Origin of the sequence: Bradyrhizobium sp. LA2.1 (assembly GCF_040547725.1) — a bacterium.
GTDB classification, from domain to species: Bacteria; Pseudomonadota; Alphaproteobacteria; order Rhizobiales; family Xanthobacteraceae; genus Bradyrhizobium; species Bradyrhizobium barranii.
This window is the reverse complement of the sequence record NZ_JBEPQI010000078.1, coordinates 1-2,227: the sequence shown is the minus strand read 5'-3', so window position 1 is coordinate 2,227 and position 2,227 is coordinate 1. Positions and strand designations below refer to the sequence as shown.

1 protein-coding gene is annotated in these 2,227 nt (G+C 66.1%); it reads right to left on the bottom strand.

What is annotated here, in order from left to right; translation table 11 throughout:
- Positions 1 to 2,227, bottom strand: a 2,227-nt coding sequence (locus ABIB95_RS47280; RefSeq protein ID WP_354249230.1) for a hybrid sensor histidine kinase/response regulator, incomplete at both ends; no start/stop codon positions are given.

Sequence of the window (2,227 nt, the reverse complement as noted above, 5' to 3'; positions counted from 1 at the left end):
CCCGCGGTCTGTTCCTTCAGCGCCGCGATCAGACCGGGACGGTCGAACTTGGCGACATAGTCGTGGAAGCCGGCCTGACGGCCGCGCTCGATCGCCGCCGGCGACACCAGCGCGGACAGGCCGATGATCGGCATCGCGCCCAGATTGGTGTCGGAGCGGATCACTTCGGCGAACTCGAACCCGTTCATGTCGGGCATCTCGATGTCGGTGAGGACCACGTCGAAGCTCTGCGCACGCAGCGCAGCCAAGCCCTCCTGCGCGGTCGGCGCGGTGCGGACGCGGTAGCCGGCCGCCTTCAGCACGGGTGCCAGCATGTTGCGGAAGAAGGCCGAGTCGTCGACCAAGAGCACCGACTGCGAGTGCTGCGACGGCTTCATCTCCTTGCGGGTGAACCAGTCGGCGAACGCCATCGGCAGGAAGTGGCCGACGTCGATCACTTCGGTGGCCTGGCCCTTGATCACGGCCGAGCCGAGAATGCCGGAGGCTGAGCCGCCGACCTCGATGTTGAGCCGTTCCTCGACGATGTCGATGATCTCGTCGACGACGAGGCCCATGGAGCGGCCGTCATCGGCGAACACCAGGATCGGCTGGGCGCCCTGGCTGGCGATGGTGACGCTCTCCATGGCGACGAGCGGCATCAGCTGCTCGCGGTACTGCACCATGTAGCGGCCGTTGGAGAACTCGATCTTGTCGGCCGGGAGCTCTTCCAGGCGGGTGACGAGCCCGAGCGGGACCGCCTTGGGCTGGCTGGAGCCGGCGCGGAAGACGAGGAGCGAGGTAGTCTGCTCGCCACTTCCGATGTGATGCGCGCCGTTCTCGTCGCCCATGTCATGGGCCGAGGAGCCGGCGGCGCCGAGCGCCTTGGCAATGCCGTTGGGATCGATGATCATGATGACAGCGCCATCGCCCAGAATGGTGTTGCCGGAGAACATGTCGATGTGACGCAGCTTCGTCGACATCGGCTTCACCACGATCTCTTCGGTGTGGAAGACGCCGTCGACGACGATGCCAAAGGTCTGGCTGCCGACCTGCGTGACCACGATAAAGCCGTTCTCGGGATCGCTGGCCGCGCCGTCGTCGATCTTCAAGAGCTTCTTGAGGTGGATCAGCGGCAAGAGCTTGTTGCGCAACCTGAGCACCGCGGTGTCCTTGATGCGCTCGATGCGGTGCTCGCTGTTGGCGCGGGCACGGACGAGCTCGACCACCGAGAGCTGCGGGATCGCGAAGCGGTCGCCGGCGGCTTCCACGATCAGGGCCGAGACGATGGCCAAGGTCAGCGGGATCTTGATGGTGACGGAGGAACCCTCGCCGGCCACCGACTTGATGTCGATGGTGCCGCCGATCTGGTCGATATTGGTGCGCACCACGTCCATGCCGACGCCGCGGCCGGAGACCGAGGTGATGGCGGCCGCGGTCGAGAAGCCCGGCGCGAAGATGAACTTGTGGATCTGGGCTTCGCTCATCTTCTCGAGCTCGGCCTCGGTGACGAGACCTGAGGAGATCGCCTTGGCCTTGATCCTCTCGGTGTTGAGGCCTCTTCCGTTGTCGGCGATGCAGATGATGATGTGGCCGCCCTCGTGATAGGCGGACAGGCGGATGGTGCCCTGCTCGCCCTTGCCGCTAGCCAGCCGCTCGGCGGGGGTCTCCAGGCCGTGGTCGGCGGAGTTGCGCACCATGTGGGTGAGCGGGTCCTTGATCAGGTCGAGCACCTGGCGGTCGAGCTCGGTGTCGGCGCCGTGCATCTCCAGCTCGATCTGCTTGCCGAGTTCGCTCGACAGATCGCGGACGATGCGGGGCAGCTTCTGCCAGGCATTGCCGATCGGCTGCATGCGCGTCTTCATGACGCCTTCCTGCAGCTCGGCGGTGACGTTGGACAGGCGCTGCAACGGCACCTTGAACTCGGTGTCTTCGTTGCGGCGGGAGATCTCCAGCAGCTGGTTGCGGGTCAGGACCAGTTCGGAGACCATGGTCATCAGATGCTCCAGCGTATCCACGTTGACGCGGATCGACTGGTTGGCGATGCGGTCGCCTTCGGCGGCGCCCTCGTCGGCCATCGACTTCTTCGGCGCGGCCTTTTCCTTGGCGGGCTTCGCAGCTTCCTTGGCGGCGGGCGCCGGAGCTTCAGCAGCCGGCGCGGGCTCGGCCTTGACGACGGGGGCCGGCGCTTCGATCGCGGTCTCGCGGAAGGCGCGCTCGAGCTCGTCGAGCGAGACTTCGCCCGGACGCA